Annotated in this window: 16 protein-coding genes; 9 read left to right on the forward strand and 7 right to left on the reverse strand. The window is 58.1% G+C overall.

Translation table 11 applies throughout. The annotated features are described in order from the left end of the window. Nucleotides 1-302 precede the first annotated feature (302 nt). The 3 genes from ACQUQU_RS03525 to pyrC are packed head-to-tail and all read right to left on the reverse strand — an operon-like array spanning nucleotide 303 to nucleotide 2,400. Nucleotides 303-674, reverse strand: a complete 372-nt coding sequence (locus ACQUQU_RS03525; RefSeq protein ID WP_430461872.1) for a YacL family protein — start codon at nucleotides 672-674, stop codon at nucleotides 303-305. A 23-nt stretch (nucleotides 675-697) separates the two neighbouring features. Beyond that, nucleotides 698-1,330 (reverse strand): ribonuclease T, encoded by a 633-nt coding sequence (gene rnt / locus ACQUQU_RS03530; protein ID WP_430463009.1) that lies wholly within the window; start codon nucleotides 1,328-1,330, stop codon nucleotides 698-700. A 32-nt stretch (nucleotides 1,331-1,362) separates the two neighbouring features. After that, nucleotides 1,363-2,400, reverse strand: coding sequence for a dihydroorotase (gene pyrC, locus ACQUQU_RS03535; RefSeq protein ID WP_430461873.1), 1,038 nt, complete (start codon nucleotides 2,398-2,400; stop codon nucleotides 1,363-1,365). A gap of 163 nt (nucleotides 2,401-2,563) precedes the next feature. Between pyrC and ACQUQU_RS03540 the strand changes: the two genes are divergently transcribed. Both ACQUQU_RS03540 and ACQUQU_RS03545 read left to right on the forward strand, forming a co-directional pair. Continuing rightward, nucleotides 2,564-3,496 carry a flagellar protein MotY gene (locus tag ACQUQU_RS03540; protein WP_430461874.1) on the forward strand — a complete coding sequence of 311 codons (933 nt, stop codon included), beginning with the start codon at nucleotides 2,564-2,566 and terminating at the stop codon, nucleotides 3,494-3,496. 145 nt (nucleotides 3,497-3,641) lie between these two features. Then, nucleotides 3,642-4,865, forward strand: a complete 1,224-nt coding sequence (locus ACQUQU_RS03545; protein ID WP_430461875.1) for an argininosuccinate synthase — start codon at nucleotides 3,642-3,644, stop codon at nucleotides 4,863-4,865. A gap of 84 nt (nucleotides 4,866-4,949) precedes the next feature. Here the strand turns inward: ACQUQU_RS03545 and ACQUQU_RS03550 are convergent, their stop codons facing one another. Further along, nucleotides 4,950-5,555 carry a TetR/AcrR family transcriptional regulator gene (locus tag ACQUQU_RS03550; protein ID WP_430461876.1) on the reverse strand — a complete coding sequence of 202 codons (606 nt, stop codon included), beginning with the start codon at nucleotides 5,553-5,555 and terminating at the stop codon, nucleotides 4,950-4,952. A 237-nt stretch (nucleotides 5,556-5,792) separates the two neighbouring features. Here ACQUQU_RS03550 and ACQUQU_RS03555 point away from each other — a divergent pair, with 237 nt between their 5' ends. The 4 genes from ACQUQU_RS03555 to ACQUQU_RS03570 all read left to right on the forward strand — a co-directional run bounded on the left by ACQUQU_RS03555 (nucleotide 5,793) and on the right by ACQUQU_RS03570 (nucleotide 10,482). Beyond that, on the forward strand, nucleotides 5,793-7,328 hold the full coding sequence (locus ACQUQU_RS03555) for an efflux transporter outer membrane subunit (protein ID WP_430461877.1): 1,536 nt from the start codon (nucleotides 5,793-5,795) through the stop codon (nucleotides 7,326-7,328). A 17-nt stretch (nucleotides 7,329-7,345) separates the two neighbouring features. Continuing rightward, entirely contained in the window at nucleotides 7,346-8,476 is a 1,131-nt protein-coding gene (locus tag ACQUQU_RS03560) for an efflux RND transporter periplasmic adaptor subunit (RefSeq protein WP_430461878.1), read from the forward strand. A 5-nt stretch (nucleotides 8,477-8,481) separates the two neighbouring features. Beyond that, the gene (locus ACQUQU_RS03565; RefSeq protein ID WP_430461879.1) at nucleotides 8,482-10,023 is read left to right on the forward strand and encodes a DHA2 family efflux MFS transporter permease subunit; all 1,542 of its coding nucleotides are present in this window, start codon (nucleotides 8,482-8,484) and stop codon (nucleotides 10,021-10,023) included. A 69-nt stretch (nucleotides 10,024-10,092) separates the two neighbouring features. Beyond that, nucleotides 10,093-10,482 carry a universal stress protein gene (locus ACQUQU_RS03570; protein WP_430461880.1) on the forward strand — a complete coding sequence of 130 codons (390 nt, stop codon included), beginning with the start codon at nucleotides 10,093-10,095 and terminating at the stop codon, nucleotides 10,480-10,482. 244 nt (nucleotides 10,483-10,726) lie between these two features. On the opposite strand, the gene ACQUQU_RS03575 is transcribed toward ACQUQU_RS03570, so the two are convergent. Beyond that, nucleotides 10,727-11,800: an FUSC family protein gene (locus ACQUQU_RS03575; RefSeq protein ID WP_430461881.1), complete on the reverse strand. Its 1,074-nt coding sequence runs from the start codon at nucleotides 11,798-11,800 to the stop codon at nucleotides 10,727-10,729. 244 nt (nucleotides 11,801-12,044) lie between these two features. Between ACQUQU_RS03575 and ACQUQU_RS03580 the strand changes: the two genes are divergently transcribed. Next, complete coding sequence (locus ACQUQU_RS03580) at nucleotides 12,045-12,335, forward strand: cysteine-rich CWC family protein (RefSeq protein WP_430461882.1); 291 nt, start codon at nucleotides 12,045-12,047, stop codon at nucleotides 12,333-12,335. 74 nt (nucleotides 12,336-12,409) lie between these two features. Here the strand turns inward: ACQUQU_RS03580 and ACQUQU_RS03585 are convergent, their stop codons facing one another. Further along, complete coding sequence (locus ACQUQU_RS03585; protein WP_430461883.1) at nucleotides 12,410-13,192, reverse strand: substrate-binding periplasmic protein; 783 nt, start codon at nucleotides 13,190-13,192, stop codon at nucleotides 12,410-12,412. A 203-nt stretch (nucleotides 13,193-13,395) separates the two neighbouring features. On the opposite strand from ACQUQU_RS03585, the gene ACQUQU_RS03590 reads away from it, so the two are divergent. Continuing rightward, a complete protein-coding gene (locus tag ACQUQU_RS03590) occupies nucleotides 13,396-13,944 on the forward strand; it encodes an SLATT domain-containing protein (RefSeq protein WP_430461884.1) in 549 nt (182 codons plus the stop codon). Beyond that, nucleotides 13,944-14,705, forward strand: a complete 762-nt coding sequence (locus ACQUQU_RS03595) for a sulfite exporter TauE/SafE family protein (protein WP_430461885.1) — start codon at nucleotides 13,944-13,946, stop codon at nucleotides 14,703-14,705. Before ACQUQU_RS03590 ends, ACQUQU_RS03595 begins: the two co-directional genes overlap by 1 nt. Nucleotide 14,706: 1 nt before the next feature. Here ACQUQU_RS03595 and ACQUQU_RS03600 read toward each other — a convergent pair whose 3' ends face one another. Next, entirely contained in the window at nucleotides 14,707-15,159 is a 453-nt protein-coding gene (locus ACQUQU_RS03600) for a nucleoside deaminase (protein ID WP_430461886.1), read from the reverse strand. Nucleotides 15,160-15,234 lie beyond the last annotated feature (75 nt).

Consider the following 15,234-nt stretch of genomic DNA (forward strand, 5'->3'; position numbering starts at 1 on the left):
TCAGAGACTCATCGTGTCACTTTGCGTAAGCCGGCGTAAGCGGTCTTATGACTGTGTTGTATTAATGTCCGGTTAATTGTTATTTCGGTAAGCGCAAGCCGTACGGCGGTACTGAAAAAGTGCGAGGAAAGAGCGGAAAAGCGCGATAGTTCATGCGGCTTTTTTACGAAGGTGCGGGTGTGGGGGCTGGTGTGAGGTGAGCGTGGGGATGTTTTGGCGCGGTGCGTTTGGAGTGGTGGGTTTGCAGCGGGGCTGTTCTGACGTGAGTGACGAAGGGCCGGCAGAACACCGGCTCGGCGCGATTAATCGTCGAGAAAATCGCGCCATTCGATCAGCAGGTCGCGGAAATCTTCCAGTCCGCACACGGCGCGGGATTCCGCGTCGTAAAAATCCATGTCTTCTTCCTGCAGTTCTTCCAGCGAGTGTTCCTGCAGCAGTTCCAGCGCGACCACTTCGGCGTCATCGCGGTTCAGCAGCAGCAGGTAGTCGTGACCTTTCCATTCGAACTCGCGGCGGGTGCCGGATTCGATGTCTTTGATCACGGCCAGCAGTTCGCTCAGGCGTTCGCCATCGCTGGCCAGTTCGTCCGACAGCCAGTGGCCGAAGGCTTCGTGGTCCATCGACAGGCGCGCACACGGCAGCTGGCGTTCGTTGTAGAAAAAGCGGTAATCCATAAGCGTCCGTTACAGTTCAGCGGTTATTCATCGTCGTCATCAAGTTCGGACGCGGGCAGAGGCCAGCCGCCGAGGTCTTTGTAACGGTTGATGATGTAGCAGAACAGTTCTGCGGTTTTGAAGGTGTCGTAGGCGGCGCTGTGGGCGGCGCTGTTATCAAAGTCGATACCGGCCATCTTGCAGGAGCGTGCCAGCACGGTGTGACCCAGTGACAGCGCGGCCATCGACGCGGTATCGAACGACGAAAACGGGTGGAACGGGTCGCGCTTGATGTCGTTACGTGCCACGGCGGCACGCAGGAAACCGTGGTCGAAGTGGGCGTTGTGGCCCACCAGAACGGCGCGGTTGCAGCCGTTGGCTTTCACTTCGCGGCGCACGGTCTGGAACATGGCGGTTAACGCGTCGATCTCAAACTCGGCATCACGTTCGGGATCGAACGGGTCGATACCGGTGAAATCCAGTGCTTCCTGCTGCAGGTTGGCGCCATCAAACGGATGGATGTTGGCGCTTAAGGTTTCGTTCGGGTGCAGATAGCCGTCGTCATCCATGCGCAGGGTGACCATGGCAATTTCCAGCAGCGCATCGGTTTCGGCGTTAAAACCGCCGGTTTCCACGTCCACCACCACCGGCAGAAAGCCGCGGAAGCGTCGCGCCATCAGGGATTTTTCCTGCTTTTCTTCACTCACTGTCAGTACTCCAGTTTCCAGCGCAGGGTTTCACCGGCGCGTAACGGTACGATCACGTCTTTGCCGAACGGCATTTCCACCGGCACCTGCCAGGACTCTTTCACCAGGGTGATTTCGTCGCTGTTGCGTGGCAGGCCGTAGAAGTCGGGGCCATTGAAGCTGGCGAAGGCTTCGAGTTTATCCAGTACGCCCAGATCCTCAAAGATCTCGGCGTACAGCTCAATCGCGCCATAGGCGGTGAAGCAGCCGGCACAGCCACAGGCGCTTTCTTTGGCGCCTTTGGCATGAGGGGCGCTGTCGGTGCCCAGGAAGAATTTGTGGTTGCCGCTCACGACCGCATCCTGCAGCGCCTGCTGGTGGATGTTGCGCTTCAGAATCGGCAGGCAGTAGAAGTGCGGCTTAATACCGCCAACCAGCATGTGGTTACGGTTGTAGGCCAGATGCTGCACGGTAATGGTGGCGCCGATGTTGTCGCCATGGCTCATCACGAACTCGGCCGCATCTTTGGTGGTGATGTGTTCAACCACGACTTTCAGCGACGGGTGACGGCTCACCAGCGGCGCCAGAATCGTATCGAGGAATTCTTTCTCGCGGTCGAAGATGTCGACGTGGTTGTGGGTCACTTCACCATGCACCAGCAGTGGCATACCGGCGTCGGCCAGTGCCGCGGCAATGTGGTCCAGCTTGCCCAGATCGGTCACGCCGGAATGGGAGTTGGTGGTGGCACCGGCCGGGTACAGTTTTACCGCTACGATATGGCCGGCTTCTTTGGCTTCAGCGATCATTTCCGGGGTGGTGTTGTCGGTGAGGTACAGCACCATCAGCGGGTCAAAGTTCAGACCCTGCGGCACGCGCGACAGAATGCGGTCGCGGTATTCCAGCGCCTGCTCGGCGTTCATCACCGGCGGCTGCAGGTTAGGCATGATGATCGCGCGCTTCATTACGCGGGCCGTGGCTGGCACCGTGTGTTGCAGTACAGCGCCATCGCGCACATGCAGGTGCCAGTCATCGGGACGGGTAATGGTCAGACGTTCAGTCATAGTGCTCAACCTTGTCTAAAATATAGGGATGCCCGCACGGGGTGCGGCTCGGGTGCCGCGCATTGTACCGGAAAGTGGGATAAGTGCTTAATTTTTACCGGTTTTGGCCGATAACCTGACCAAAGCCCCTGGACTCAGTCGCCGTTGCGACGGTGACAAGCGTATGCCTATGCCAAGACATTTTCTGTTTCTCCTGCTGCTCAGCGCTCTGCCTGCCATGGCTGCGCTGGAATACGGCAGCTCGGTGGATAACACCCGCTGGGGCGTCAGCGGCTCGGTGTTTGCCTGCCGCTTCGAGCAGGAGATTCCGGATTACGGCACGGCAGTGTTCTACCACGAAGCAGGCGAGGACGTGGTGTTCCGTCTCGAGACCCTGCGCAACCTCATGGATTACAGTCAGGCGCAGGTCAGCATCCTGCCGCCGCCCTGGCAGCCGGCCAACAAGACTGAAAATCTGGGCACCTCGCCGATTCTGAAACAGTCGCCGAACCTGAGTCTGGATACCAAACGCACCAACCAGTTTCTGCACGCGTTGCTGGAAGGCAAATGGCCTGCGATCAGTCACAAAACCTATTACGACAAAGACCGCTTTGTGCAGATTCACCTGTCGGCCACTGCCTTCACAGACCATTACCGCGATTACATCGATTGCGTAAAACAGTTGCTGCCGATGAATTTCGGCCAGGTGGCGCGCTCGAAAGTGCTGTTCGGCGTGGGTGAAGAGGCCATCGACAAAAAAGACATGGAACTGCTCGACCGCATCATCTTTTACATCAAACACGACCCGCGCGTGTTTGCCGTGTACCTCGACGGCCATTCCGATAATCAGGGTCGCCGTTACGATAACCGTCAGACGTCCAAAGCGCGGGTAGAAGATGTAGAGCGCTATTTCGTGAAACAGGGCATCGACCCTGAAATGATCACCACCCGTTTCCACGGTGACCGCTACCCGGTGGCCACCAACAAAACCCCCGCAGGCCGAGCAGCCAACCGGCGGGTGACCATCCGTATCGAACAGCGTCAGGACATGCCGATTCCCGACGATTTGCTGTTCAAACCGAAAAACCGCGGCGTAACCACCGCCGAAGCCGACTGATACCCGCCCATTACGCATTCAATGCGCGCTAAATGCCCGTGGCTGTTGGCTATCTACTGCTCAATCAGTACAATACTGCCCCTTTCGATCACGGTGCCGGCGTTGTCTGCGCTGTCACGCCCACATCATCATCCTGGAGAATTCCATGTCAGACATCAAAAAAGTGGTGCTTGCCTATTCCGGCGGCCTCGATACGTCCGTCATCGTAAAGTGGCTGCAGGATACTTATCAGTGCGAAATCGTTACCTTCACCGCTGACCTGGGTCAGGGCGAAGAAGTCGAACCTGCACGCGCCAAAGCCGAAGCCATGGGCGTTAAAGAAATTTACATCGAAGACCTGCGCGAAGAGTTCGTGCGTGACTTCGTATTCCCTATGTTCCGCGCCAACACCATTTACGAAGGCGAATACCTGCTGGGTACCTCCATTGCCCGTCCGCTGATCGCCAAGCGTCTGATTGAAATCGCCAACGAAACCGGCGCTGATGCAATCTCCCACGGCGCGACCGGTAAAGGTAACGACCAGGTGCGTTTCGAACTGGGTGCGTACGCCCTGAAACCAGGCGTAAAAGTGATTGCTCCATGGCGTGAATGGGATCTGACCTCCCGTGAAACCCTGATGGCCTATGCCAAAGAGCGCAACATCCCGATCGATTTCAACAAAGCCGGTAAAAAGTCTCCGTACTCCATGGACGCCAACCTGCTGCACATCTCCTATGAAGGCGGCGTGCTGGAAGACACCTGGACCGAGCACGAAGAAGACATGTGGCGCTGGTCTGTCAGCCCGGAAGCCGCTCCGGACGTTCCTACCTATCTGGAACTGACCTACGAGCGCGGCGATATCGTGGCGATCAACGGCGAAGCCATGAGCCCGGCCACTGTGCTGGAAACCCTGAACAAAATCGGTGGTGCCAACGGCATCGGCCGTCTGGACATCGTAGAAAACCGTTACGTGGGCATGAAGTCCCGTGGCTGCTACGAAACTCCGGGCGGCACCATCATGCTGAAAGCGCACCGTGCGATTGAGTCCATCACTCTGGACCGTGAAGTGGCGCACCTGAAAGACGAACTGATGCCGAAATACGCCAGCCTGATTTACAACGGTTACTGGTGGAGCCCTGAGCGTCAGATGCTGCAAACCATGATCGACGAGTCTCAGGCTCCGGTGAACGGCGTTGTGCGTCTGAAACTGTACAAAGGCAACGTGATTGTGGTTGGCCGTAAGTCCGACAACAGCCTGTTCGACACCCGTATCTCCACCTTCGAAGACGACGGCGGTGCTTACAACCAGAAAGACGCGGAAGGCTTTATCAAGCTGAACGCGCTGCGTATGCGTATTGCTGCCAACAACGGCCGCAAACTGCTGAAATAAGCAGACCTGCGTATGCAGAAAAGGGCGCTCAGGCGCCCTTTTTTATTGTCCGCAACTCAGCTTATGCCGGTTTCTTAAGCCGCTTCAGGCCGGACGCCAGGCGCGCAGAAACGTATCCACCGCGTCGCCGGTCGCCGCCGCAAACTGGCTGGCCGACAACTCGCCGAGCACACCGAACATAAACTGTTCGATCCATTCCGCCTCCAGCAGACTGTGCAGCTGCTGCGACAGCAAGAGTGGCCGCGCCTCACGCAGCACACCCTTATCCATCAGGGTTTTCAGATAGCCGGCAACTATGTTCTGGCCTTTTTCAGGGCCGAATTCGAAGCAGCGCCGGCCGAGATCGCCACGGTTGCCCTCGGTGGCCATTAAGCGGCGGATGGCCTGCACGCGCGGCGAATACAGTACGGTCAGATACTGGCGGCCGTAGGCCAGCAGCACGGCGCGCGCGTCGTCGGAACTGTGGTCGAGCAGGGATTTGGTGGCCTCAAACTCGGCGCTGGCCGCGGCCATCATAACGTCGAAAAACAGCTCGTCTTTGCTGTTGAAGTAGCTGTACAGCGTGGCTTTGGAAAAGCCGACCTCGCTGCAGATCTGCGCCATGGAGGCGCGTTCAAAGCCCACCTGCTGAAACACCCGTTCGGCGGCATCCAGAATCGCCTGACGGCGTTCTTCGGTCTTTTTTCTCATGTGTCTGATCCGTATTCGCTGGCCGTACTGTAACAGAGCAGGGCGGTCGTCTGAACGCCGGTGCGTATTTACGAGCCGCCGGCGCTGGTCGTGGCGGCGGCTTGTCTGTTCGCTTTTTAACCTGTCATAAGCGACATTTCTCATATCTATAACTAAACCGTTCAGTTTACTTTACGGCGTTGCGCGACTAAGATTCAAGTCGATAACTGAACCAGTTAGTTTAATTATGAGGTTGATATGTCAGAGCAGTTAACCGGAAAGCCAACGCGCGGCCCTAAGCCTGCGGGCTTTCTGCTGCTGGCGCTGGCCGTCGCGATCAGCGGCTGCGCCAGTCTGCCGGACGAACAGTCGCGCGCGGCTATGAAGGATGTCGCGGCAGTGCAAATGCCCGGCGAACAGAGCGCCGCAAACAATCTGTGGCCGCAGGATCAGTGGTGGCTGGCCTATGGCGATGCCCAGCTGAATCAGCTGATGGACGAGGCGCTGGCGTCTTCACCGGATCTGACCATGGCGCAGGCGCGTCTGGCCGAAGCCGCGGCCATGCTGGGTCTGTCGACGTCGGCACTGCGCCCGGACCTGAGCCTGAATGCCTCGGTCAGCGAAGAAAAAATGACTTACAACGGCGTGATTCCCGGCGACTTCACGCCGCAGGGCTGGAATTCCTACGGTCGTCTGGGTCTCGACATGCGCTGGGAGCTGGATTTCTGGGGCAAGAACAGCGCCGCGCTGGCGGCCGCTACCTCGGAACTGACCGCGCGTGAAGCCGAAGTGGCGCAGGCGCGCCTGCTGCTGACCAGTGCTGTGGCCTCGGCCTATGCCGGCCTCAACAGCCTGACCCTGAGCCGCGACACCGCCGCCCGTTCGGCTGACGTGCGGGGCAAAACCGCTGAGCTGTTTGCCAAACGTCATCAGTACGGCATGGAGAACATTGGGTCGGTGCGTGAAGCCGAAGCCCGTCGTGCGGTAGCCGAAGGCGTGGTGCTGGCGCTGGATGAACAGATTGCCGTTATGCGCAATCAGCTGGCGGCACTGCTCGGCGCAGGCCCTGAACGTGGTCTGAGCATCGGCCGTCCGGCGCTGAATCTGAATGCGCATGAAGGCGTGCCGCAGCATCTGGCGCTCGATCTGCTGGGACGCCGGCCGGATATTGTTGCAGCCCGTCTCAGGGTCGAGGCGCAGGATCAGGCTATTGCATCGCGCCGCGCGGCCTTTTACCCCAACGTCAGCCTGACCGCGTTTGTTGGCGTGCAGTCGCTCGGCGTCGACAACCTGTTTGACGACGGTTCCGACATTGGTGGTGTTGGCCCGGCCATCTCGTTGCCGCTTTTTAACGGCGGGCGTCTGCGCGCCGACCTGTTCCGCAGCGAAGCCCATTACGATCAGGCCGTGGCCGCTTACAACAGCACCATCACCCACGCCCTGCAGGAAGTAGCGGATGTGCTGGTACGCGAGCGCTCACTGGAAGCGCGCATCAGCAAAGCGGAAGAGGCCGTTGCCGCCGCCAGCGAAGCCCACAGAGTGGCGAAAAACCGCTACGAAGGCGGTCTGGCCAGCAACCTGCAGGTACTGTCGGCGGAAGACGCGCTGCTGATCAGTCAGGAAGCGCTTACCGGCCTGCAAACTCAGGCCTTAGTGCTGGATGTGGCGCTGAACAAAGCCTTAGGTGGCGGTTATCAGGAGCCCGATGACAGCACACTGGCGCAATCCCCAACCCCGATGAATGCAACGTCTGCCCAGTCCGATGCAGCCGCTAAACCTATTCACCATCTGTAAGTGCAAGGTACCGATTTATGAATCCGAATGAACTCTCTGATGCCCAGCTGACGGCCCGTCGTAACAAGAGCCTGGGAATCTTTGCCGCGGTTGCGGCTGTGGTGGCGGTGTCTTCTGTCACTTACTGGAACCTGGTGGCATCGCGTTACGTCAGCACCGACAACGCCTACACCAACGCCGAAGTGGCGGCCATCACCCCGGCGGTTGGCGGAATTGTGCGTGAAGTGCTGGTATCCGATACGCAAAAGGTAAAAGCCGGCGATCTGCTGCTGAGCATTGATCCGGTGGATGCGCAGCTGGCGCTGCAAAGCGCACGTGCGGGTCTGGAACAGGCCATCCGCCGGGTAAAAAGCTATCAGGCCAACGATCGCAGTCTGGGTGCGCAGGTACTCGCGCGTGACGCCGATCTCAAACGTGCACAGGCCGGTCTGGCCGTTGCTCAGGCTGACTACGACCGCGCCAAAGTGGATTTCGACCGTCGTACTGCGCTGGTGGAATCCGGTTCTGTCTCCGGTGACGAACTGACTCAGGCCACCAACGCTTTCCGTGCCGCCGAAGCTCAGCTGAAAGCGGCCCGTGCTGCGGAAGGTCAGGCGCTGGCCAACCTGAATGCGGCCAAAGAAGCCCAGGCCGCCAATACCGTGTGGATTGCCGATGCTGATATCGACCACAACCCGGATGTGATGGCCGCCCGTGCCCGTTTACAGCAGGCCGAAGTCGATCTGGCCCGTACCGAACTGCGCGCGCCTGTGGATGGCATTGTCGCCAAGCGTCAGGTGCAGGTGGGGCAGCGACTTCAGCCGGGTATGGCGCTGATGGTGGTGGTGCCGGTGGCCGACGTGTATGTCGACGCCAACTTCAAAGAAGTACAGCTGGCGGATGTGCGCGTGGGTCAGAGCGTGGAACTGCACTCAGACCTGTACGGTGACGATGTGGTGTACCGCGGTGTGGTGGAAGGTTTCTCGGGCGGTTCCGGTTCGGCCTTTGCCGCGATTCCGGCGCAGAACGCCACCGGTAACTGGATCAAAGTGGTGCAGCGTCTGCCGGTACGTATCCGTCTGGATAAAGAGCAGCTGGCTGCGCATCCGCTGAAAGTGGGTTTATCCATGGCGGTGGAAATTGATCTGCACTCCGGCACTCAGGGCTGAAGTCTATGACTGGCGCGACGCAACGTGAGGGATTTATTCCCTTAAGCGGTCCGCAGATGGCGATTGCCGCATTAATGCTGGCAATGGCCAACTTCGTGGCCGTACTGAATCTGACCATCGCCAACGTGGCGGTGCCGAATATCGCAGGTTCTCTGGCGGCTGCGTCCAGCCAGGGCACCTGGGTTATTACCTCTTACGCGGTGGGTGAAGCCATTACCGTGCCGCTCACCGGTTGGCTGGCGGCACGCTTTGGCTCGGTGCGGGTATTTTCTGCTTCGCTGATATTGTTCGGTATTTTTTCTGTTATTTGCGGCCTGGCCGATTCGCTTGGTCTGTTGGTCGTCGCGCGCGTATTTCAGGGCCTGTGTGGCGGTCCGTTAATGCCGTTATCACAAACCCTGTTGTTGCGTATTTTCCCGAAAGAAAAAACCGCGGCGGCCATTGGCCTGTGGTCGATGACCACTATGGTGGCGCCTGTGGTTGGTCCGATTCTGGGTGGTTATTTATGCGATAACGTCAGCTGGCGCTGGGTGTTTTTCATCAACGTGCCGATCGGTCTGGCCTTTGGTCTGTATTCGTGGAAACTGATGAAACGCTACCAGGAAACTCCGGTTATTAATCCGATTGATAAAGTGGGATTAGGCTTGCTGATTGTGTGGATTGCTGCGCTGCAGCTGATTCTGGACGAAGGCAAAAACCTCGACTGGTTTGCCTCCAGCCATATCGTCGGTCTGGCCATTATTGCCGCGGTGGGTTTTATCCTGTTTTTAATCTGGGAATTTAACGTGCGTAATCCGATTGTGGATATGCGCGTCTTTCGCCACCGCGGATTTTCCGTGGCGGTGCTCACGGTGTCGTTTGCTTACGCTGCGTTTTTTGCCGTGAACGTGTTAACGCCGCTGTGGCTGCAGAGCTTTATGGGCTATACCGCCACCGAAGCCGGCAAAGTTACCGCCTGGCTGGGCATAACCGGCTTTTTAATTGCGCCTATGGTTGCGCAGGCGGCGAATAAAACCGATCAGCGTGCGCTGGTGTTTTTCGGTGTGATTTTAATGGGGCTGGTGACCTTCTGGCGCACCATTGCCACCACGGATATGGGCTTCTGGGATATCGCCATTCCGCTGGCAGTGATGGGCATTGCCTTGCCGTTCTTCTTTATCCCGACCACCACCATTGCGCTGGCGGCGGTGGACGAAAAAGAAATGGATTCGGCGGCCGGTTTAATGAACTTCCTGCGTACCTTGTCGGGTGCCTTTGCCACTTCGCTGGTGACCACAGGCTGGGCCAACCAGACCACGCGTAACCATGCTGAGCTGGTGGGTATGGCCGATGCCGATGGCAGTGTGCGCAGCATGCTGACTCAGCAGGGTATGCCCGACGAAGCCGTGAACAGCGTGATCGATTATGTGGTCACCGGCCAAAGCGTGATGCTCAGCACCAATCAGATCATGACGATTCTGGCGCTTATTTTTATCTTTGCTGCGGCCATTATCTGGCTGGCACCAAAACCGGACCGGGTGATTGAGCCGGGTGCGGGTGGTCATTAATGGAGAAACGCGATTATGTTCAGAACTATTCTGCTACCTACGGATGGCTCGCCGCTTTCACAGAAGTGTGTGGCAAACACCGTGAAGTTTGCCGCCGAAACCGCCGCCACAATCGTGCTGTTTTATGCCCGGCCGACGGCGGGCTTGCCGTATCTGGGGTTGGGAGCGATCAGCGATCCGCACTTGCTGCAGACGCAGAATGCTGCGCTGGATGATGTCGCGGCCAGCGTGCTGAACGACGCGGCGGCACAGGCTGCTGCTGCCGGTGTTGCGTTCCGCACTTTAAGCCAGACCGGCGACCAGCCCTGGGCGCTGATTGTGGAGGCGGCGGAACAGGAAGGGTGCGACGCAATTTTTATGGCGTCGCACGGACGTCGCGGTGTGAGCGGTATTTTATTGGGCAGTGAAACCCAGAAAGTGCTGACGCACAGTCAGATTCCGGTGCTGGTTTACCGCTGAGTATTTGACGATTGGCAGCGCTTGCTTTTTTACTTTCTGCTTTTTTAGCGTCGGCGAATGCTGGTGCGGGTAAAGGCGCCCACAGATTTGCAAATAACAGAGACCGCTATTAAAAAAGCGGTGACTGGTAATCGAAGCGGTTATTGGTAATAGAAACGGTGAACAGTAAATCTGTTCGCCGTTTTTTCTTTTAAATGGCGGCCTGAAAGGGAGCTTTTCTTAAGGGCTTCAGAGCTTCAGGGCTTCAGGGCTTCAGCCGTAACAGCTGGCTTAACGCCTGCGGATGATGAATCAGCCAGCCGCCGGCCAGTCCGCACAGACTGCCAATGGTAATATCCAGCAGGCGCGCGCTCATCAGGCTGTTCAGTGTGCCTGAAATGGCGTCCGGCAAAGGCAGTGCAGAGTGGACGACGCTGATTTCGGCAAACAACAGCGTCAGCGGCGTAATAAACAACATGGCCAGGCCGTAATTGCGCACCACCGCCAGTTCAATCAGCACGCTCAGAATAAAAATAATCAGCGGCAGCCAGATATCGGCCGGGTTTAAGGCAAACAGTCCCCAGGCCACCAACAACCCCAGCGCAGTGCCAACGATGCGGTGCACATTGCGGTGCCAGACATGGTGCAGGCTGGCGCCCTGAATAATGGCCGCGCACGACACCGGTACCCAATACGGGTTGTTGAGCCCAAGGCCTAATGCCAGCCACAAAGAACCGGCCACGAACAGCGCAATTAATAGTGCTTCGGCCAGACTCTGGCGAACCGGCTCTGTGGGGGTGCTGTCGGTGCGCACTGTGGTTGGTAAAAAGAAACTGTAGATAAACGCCAGCACAATCGAACCTGCGCTGCCCAGACCGACGTTCAGCATTCGCTCAGTGATTACCTCCGGCTGGTGAGGCATCAGCAGAAATAAGGCACTGATCAGAATAAAAAAGAAACTGCCGGGAGGCGGCATCTGCAAGCGGCGGCTGATGAGGGTGGCCGTTGCGCTGATCAGCAACAGCGTCAGCACCGACGCCAGCGCACTGCCGGACACCAGAGAGGCCAGCAGCACACACAGCTGAAACCCCAGCGCCACGCCGGATAAACGGCGCAGGCGCTGAGCACGGCTGCCGGTGGGCAGATACAGCATCACCAGCGCGCCCATGCAACCGAGAATGCCGTGTGCCATATTACCCTGCAGCAGGCCGATGGTGGCTGGCAGGGCGGCGCTCAGCCCGGCAACAAAGGGCAGATGCCAGGGGCGCGTGGTCGGGTTCAGACGCAGCAGGGTTTTCAGTTCGTCCAGCAGCTTCTGTTGCCAGGAAATCGGGGGCATCGGGTCACCGTGAGGATTACGCCAGAGGCGGTTATGATACGGACAGCCGGGCCAAACACCCAGTGTACTTATGTCACGTGCCGCTTTGCCGAGCGGCCGTTTAACCCTGTTTGCCAAGAGCCGTTACTGTGGGCTGCTGCGAAAAGGCCCTAATGTGATCCGTTGCCGGAAGGCTTTAATGTGAGCCGTCGCCAAACGGCTTTAAGGTGAGAAGTTACCAGAAAATGCTGCGGAGAAATTGTGCATGCCATCCGATGTTCAGACCGTGAACCCCAAAGATCCTGCGCTGATCGCAGAAGCCGATCGTGCAGCCCTGCGCTGCCCGCTGTGCGGTGAAGACAATCAGTGCGCGGTGGCGGCGGGCGATGAGGCCACATCGTGCTGGTGTTTTGCACCAGGCCTGACCACCCCGGCCGCTCTGCTGGCGCAAATTCCGCCAGAGGCACGTAACCGTCAGTGTGTCTGTGCGGCATGCGTCGCCAGGGCGATGGCCGGGGGTTCTGTTGCTGATGGGGCTGCTAAGCACGAGCGCTGATACGGGCAGATGTTGATAGAGGCAGATGTTGATACAGGCGGAGCTGATACAGAAGACGGCAGATTGACCAGCGTCTACTGGCTTTTGCCGTCGCAGTTTTTGGCCGCCCGTGGCAACTGGCCGTCGGCTGGCGGAACCGGGCAATCGTAAATGCCGAAATCGTGAAATATTGGCTGCAAGAGCTGTTTGGCCCGCAGGTCGTCGAGCAGTGCATCCATCGCCGCCGCATCCGGGGTAAAGCCGGGGCGGATCAGCACCGAATGACGGTACAGCTGATCGAAGGTATCCGACACTAAAAAGAAGTGCCGCTCATCCGGGTGGTCACGGAAATAACGGTACAGAAACGACAGACTCATGATGGCAATTTCGCCGCTGCGGTCTTTCAGCAGCTGCAGGTTATTTTCGTTGGTCCACGACAAAATCATATTAAATTCGCGGCGCAGATACTCTTCATCGGCATTAAAGCCGGCAAAGCCGTAATGAAATCCCAGAATGCCGATCATGCGTTTGCCCTTCAGCGTCGCGAAGTACGACTGATCGCGTTCGGCTTTGGCCAGAGCAACAAAAACCTCTCCATCGTTTTCCCGTGGGCGCGACTGCTGAAAGGCAATGCCGTCCCAGCCCCACGCCGGATTCTCGAAGAAAATCATGTCGTAATCGGCCTGCTCGAAGGTCTGATAACGGCGCTTGGGGGAAATCGGCACCAGCACGAACTGGTACTGCTCTTGATTCTGATTGAGCAGGTTAAGCACTTTCGGGGTAATGCCGGTGAGGTGGCCGCTGGCGTCCTGTTCGACATAGGGTGGGTACAGATAGGCGCCGACACGGACGATCTCGCGGTCATTCGCGTGGGTCATTTCGCTTGCCTGCAACAGGGCGCTGCTGACAAGGGACGACCACAGAACAAGGGCAAGGGTTAAAACTCGGCGCATGGGGGCTTATTCGTCGGCTGGCGAACTTTAAGACTAGACCGCGCCCGTACAATTGGAAAGGAAGCGCCGTCCCTGAGCTGATATAGTCGCTGACCTGTGAACAGGCTAAGTTGTTGAAGGGCATCAAGATGAATCACGCCGTGGATACGGACATCGTACCGGCAGGGGCTGCGGCCACATCCGGGGTAAAGGCACTGGTCGAACGTCTGCGTGACAACGCCCAGCTGGGCAAGCACGGTCATTTCTACGCGTCGCTGCGCCGGCGCAATCTGCACATTCTTTGCGGCGTGCCTGTGGTGGTGATCAACCTGCTGCTGGGCTCTGTATTTTTTACCCTGCTGCAGGCAGAGCTGCCCGACTGGGGCAAATGGCTGGGGGCGCTGCTGGCGCTGGTCGCCGCCGCTCTGGGCGGCATTCAGACTTTCTTTGATTTCAAGAAAACCTGCGCCGGTCACCGCGAGGTCGGCAACGACTATCTGGGGCTGGCGCGCGAGTGTGAGCGCCTGCTGGCACTGCACGCCGATGGCCTGCTGACGCTTGAGGCGCTGGCCAGCGAATTACCTCGCTTGAACGCCGAGTACGCCGATATTAATGAACGCGCCGAAGACTATATTGTGTCGCCGCGGGAATACGCACTGGCCCGCGAGCGTCTGGCGCAACGGGCAGGACAGGCCTGATGGAGGCTTTTCTCGCCGACTGGGCGGTGGGGCTGCCGCTGGTTTCCGTCGTCACATTATTGATTGCGGCGTTTCTGGGCTCTTTGCTGACCTCCTCTTTGGGGGTTGGCGGCGGCGCGTTTCTGATTACTGTAATGGCCGGCATCGTGCCGCCGGTGGCGCTGATTCCGGTGCACGGCATTGTGCAGCTGGGGTCGAATTCCTCCCGTGCCTGGCTCACGCGTAAACACACTCAGTGGACAAAAATCGGCTGGTTCGCGGCCGGTGCGGCGATTGCCTCGCTGCTCACGGTATTTCTGCTCGGCAAAATGCAACCGGGCGTAATTCCTTTGCTGGTGGGGCTGTTTATTCTGTGGCTGAGCTGGGGCAAGGTGCCGGAAATTGGTCTGGGTGAAAAAACCGCTGGCTTGTTCAGCGGCGGTTTGATTACCACCTTGCTGACCATGCTGGTCGGAGCGACCGGGCCGCTGGTGTCGGCCTGGCTGGGACGTGCCGGTACCGACCGCTGGCAATATACAGCGAATTTTTCGACCTGCATGACACTGCAGCATTTATTGAAAGTGGCGGTGTTCGGCCTTGCGGGGTTTGCTTTTCTGCCCTGGATACCGCTGTTGGCAGCCATGATTCTGTGCGGTTATATCGGCACCCGCTTGGGCCTTAAACTGATGGGGAAAATGCCGGAAACCCTGTTCCGGCAATTATTCCGCTGGATTCTGACATTGCTGGCGTTGCGCCTGATCTGGGTGTGGTACGCCGGCTGAATCAGACGCCGATGTCTTCGTTCCACAACTCAGGATGATCAATCACAAATTGCTTCATCAGGGCGATGCAGTCCGGATCGTTCAGTACGGTTAAATTCACGCCCTGTGCGCGCATGTGATCTTCCGCCCCCATAAAATTGACGTTTTCGCCAATCACCACCCGCGGGATGCCATACAGCAGTGCAGCGCCGCTGCACATGGAACAGGGCGACAGGGTGGAGTAGAGGGTGCATTCACGGTATTCGGCGCCGGTTAAGCGCCCGGTATTTTCCAGACAATCCATTTCTGCATGACGGATAACGCTGCCATTCTGCACCCGGCGGTTATGGCCGCGGCCGATGATTTCGCCGTTGCGAACCAGCACAGAACCAATCGGAATACCGCCTTCCGCACGGCCTTTGCGTGCTTCTGCCAGTGCTGCACTCATGAACATCTGATCATAGCTGTAGCTCATACGACCTTCCTTGTTACGTCTGAGTTAATCAATAGGGTCTAGCGTCCGTCGGGCAGTGCAACTGCATCCTTGCAT

It is taken from the genome of Thalassolituus sp. LLYu03 (assembly GCF_050507655.1).
GTDB lineage: Bacteria > Pseudomonadota > Gammaproteobacteria > Pseudomonadales > Oceanobacteraceae > Venatoribacter.